We start from the raw sequence: 3,274 nt of genomic DNA, 5'->3' as shown, positions 1-3,274 counted from the left end.
TGGCGGCTGCGTGAGCAGACGTTCGCTACGGAGGCGTAAGCGCAGTTTATCTGCGCGGTTAAACGCCGAAGTGAGCGTGCCTTAAACTTTGAGAATGTATATTCTCAAAGTTAATCTGCTCTAGATGGAGATCAACTTTGAAATGCTTCACATTTCAAAGTTTTCATCCCGCCGGAAAATGCGATTTTCGGCGGGATCCACGCCACATTGTGGCGCACTGCACTTTCGTGCAGCGTTAGGCAGTGTCGTCACGAGCGCCTTTCCCGGTATCTCTGCGTCGAACTTCGCCTTTTATTCCGGTCGAGTACCATAAGAGTACACTCCCTGCATAAAAGGCTCGCTCTCCTTGATATACCAAGGAAATTCATCTCGTGACGACACTGCTTAGAGTATTTACACTTTTTCAAAGTTAAAATGCTCTAAAAAACCGATTCCGCTTTAACCTATCCAGTTGTACAGGGTTGCCGGGCGCCCGGGGCCGCCGTAATCCTTGAAGCTGCCCAGCCTGCCGGTTTCCGCCAGATAGTCAAAATACTTCTTCAACGAAATGCGCGAAATGCCCGACAGCAGCTCAATATCCTTGAGACTGAACGGCTTTGTGCAATCCTTCAAGATAGACACAATATTTTCCAGCGTTTGCGAATCAATGCCCTTGGGGCGTCCGGCTGCTGGCCCATCGGCTTTTTTAACGAATATCCGCCTGTCCAGAACATCCTGGGTCAGCGGCGCCTCGGGAGACATGAGCAGGCGGCGCTTTTCATAAAATTGCAGCATGGATTCCCGAAAGCGCTCGAAAGTGAACGGCTTGACGATATAGTCCGCCACGCCCAGACGAAGGGCGGTAAGGATGTCCTCGCTGTTCCGGGCCGCCGTAATCATGATCACATCCGAATGGACAAAGCGGCTCTTGATGATGCGCAGCAGTTCCATACCGTTCATGCCCGGCATGAAGACATCAAGAAGCGTCAGATCCACATGGCTTGTACGCAGCAGATCCAGGGCCTCCTCGCCCGAACGGGCAACGTGCTCCAGGCGGAAGCCCTCGACACGCTCAAGATAGCCCGCGGCCAGTCCGGCCACCATAGGATCGTCCTCAACGATGATTGTATGTATCATTCCGGCTCTCCAGCAAGGCTCATTGCGGGCCGCTTTCTCTCATGAGTCCGGCAAGGGGAACGGAAACCGTAAAGGTCGCCCCCTGCCCCACATGTGAGTCTATCTCCACAGAACCGTCCAGTTCATCAAGCGTCAGCAGCAGCATGTAAAGGCCGATGCCGCGCCCCGCGCCCTTGGTTGAAAATTCCTTGTTGAAAATCTTTTGCAGGTGGTTTTCATCAATGCCGTGTCCGGTATCGCTGACGCTTATGACAAGCCTTGAGGCATCGCTGTGAACATTAAGGTGAATATGTTTTTCATCAGTGGAGATAACAGCGTCAAAAGCATTGTCCACAAGGTTGCCGAGTACGGTCACAAGGGCATGCCCACCCCTGGAGGAAAGCGGCGGGATAATGCCGTCGCCGCCGATGGACAGCGTGACGCCAAGCTCATTGGCCCGGCTGAACTTGCTCTCCAGAAGCCCCACCACCACAGGCTCCCTGACATTGGCCTTGATGCTTGAAATTTCACGCACCTTGCTGCCAATGATGTCCGACAGATACCCTTCAAGTTCTTTATAGCAGCGGTTGTTCAGCAGGCCGGAAATAACGTGCAGCTTGTTCAGATACTCGTGCGACCGTGAGCGGAGGGCTTCGGCATAATTGCGCAGCCCGGTCAGCCGCTCCGCCTGAACGCGTATTTCCGTCAGGTCCCTGAACGTGGCAACCGCGCCCACGGTCTTGCCCTGGATTATGACCGGAGCGCGGTTGGTCATGATAATCAGGCCGTTGATATTCTGCTCACGGTCATATTCCGGCTTTCCCTGCCTGAGGATGGCGTCAAGCCGTGTTGAAGGCACGACCTCCTGAACAGGGCGGCCCAGCAACTCTCCCTTGACCCCCGCCGTGCGCAGGATTTTTTCAGCCATTTCATTGACGACCACAAGTCGGCTGTTGCTGTTGATGGCAATGATGCCCTCGCGCACTGTGCTGAGAATGGCATTGCGCTCTTCAAGCATGCGGGCGATCTGATGCGGCTCCAGCCCGAAGAGAATTTTCTTTATCTTGCGCGAAAGCAGCACCGCCAGCACAAGGCCGGTTATCAGCGACAGGCCGAACAGCCATGTCATGGGACTGGTGAGCCGCGCCACGTTGTTTTCAATATCGCGCGACATGATGCCCACGATAACAGCGCCCGCCTGTCGCCCGTCTTCGGCGTATACCGGGCGAAAGGCCCGCTGAGAAAAACCGAACGTGCCACGGGCCGAAGATATATAGGTTTTACCCTTCAGGGCTTCGCCCTCGTCGCCCCCCACCACATGCGCGCCGATTTTTTGCGCCTCGGGATGGTAAATCCTGTTGCCGTTCATATCGATCAGCACGATGAACTTGACCCCGGAAACGCTGGTCAGCATGCTGATAAAATCTGTCATCTGCTTCCAGGCTTCACCGCGCGGCGACGCCATGCCCTCAATAACCGCCGAGGATTCCGCCGTAAGCTGGGCCACATTGGCGACTGTCTGCTCCGCCTGCTCAAAGCCGTATTTACTGATAAAATACGACCCGGCCAGGTGGCTCAACAATATGGGTGGGCAAAGAGCCAGACTGACCATGATCACCAGCCTGATGAACAGGCTGTTGTTTTTAATGAAGTCCATCAGAATATCTGCCGTTGCTTGGGTGCTGGTTCTGGGGCAGTGCCACGTTACAAAGGCTCCGCGGCTGCATGAGCAGGCCCTCGCCATGAAGGCGCAAGTGAGTTTTTGCCCTTGCCGAAGGGCTTGCGGATACAGGCAGCAGCGCCGCTTGCCTGCCCTCTTGCCTGATTACGCGGCTGCACGCTGAAGCGGCGTCGTGTGATCTTGAGAACTGGCATTCTTAAAATCACAGCGCCCCGGATAAAAGACTCTGCGCAAGGGCAAGAAAAAACGCTTTTTACGGAAAAGGCATGCACATGTCGCGCATGGCCGGAGTAAAAAGGTTTTTCGGTACAGCCGGCAGGATAAAAGAACTGCTGAAGAACAGTTTTTTCCGAATCAAACTGGCAGACCGGGCATTAGAGCAGATTAACTTTGAGAATATACATTCTCAAAGTTTAAGGCACGCTCACTTCGGCGTTTAACCGCGCAGATAAACTGCGCTTACGCCTCCGTAGCGAACGTCTGCTCACGCAGCCGCCA

At 54.5% G+C, this 3,274-nt stretch carries 2 protein-coding genes; both read right to left on the bottom strand.

Annotated elements, in window-relative coordinates; all coding sequences use genetic code 11:
- Positions 1–438: 438 nt before the first annotated feature.
- Positions 439–1,116: a response regulator gene (locus V6C07_RS01525; protein ID WP_333534632.1), complete on the bottom strand. Its 678-nt coding sequence runs from the start codon at positions 1,114–1,116 to the stop codon at positions 439–441.
- 19 nt (positions 1,117–1,135) lie between these two features.
- A complete protein-coding gene (dcuS, locus tag V6C07_RS01520) occupies positions 1,136–2,752 on the bottom strand; it encodes a DcuS/MalK family sensor histidine kinase (RefSeq protein WP_333534631.1) in 1,617 nt (538 codons plus the stop codon).
- Positions 2,753–3,274: the final 522 nt, after the last annotated feature.

The organism is Desulfovibrio sp. 1214_IL3152 (assembly GCF_036763055.1).
GTDB lineage: Bacteria > Desulfobacterota > Desulfovibrionia > Desulfovibrionales > Desulfovibrionaceae > Desulfovibrio.
The sequence above is the reverse complement of the archived record's forward strand: the minus strand, read 5'-3'. Positions and strand labels throughout refer to the sequence as shown.

Excerpts from the sequence above, each read along its gene's own strand:
- V6C07_RS01525 (WP_333534632.1), bottom strand. The coding sequence starts at position 1,116 with ATGATACATACAATCATCGTTGAGGACGATCCTATGGTGGCCGGACTG.
- dcuS (WP_333534631.1), bottom strand. The coding sequence starts at position 2,752 with ATGGACTTCATTAAAAACAACAGCCTGTTCATCAGGCTGGTGATCATG.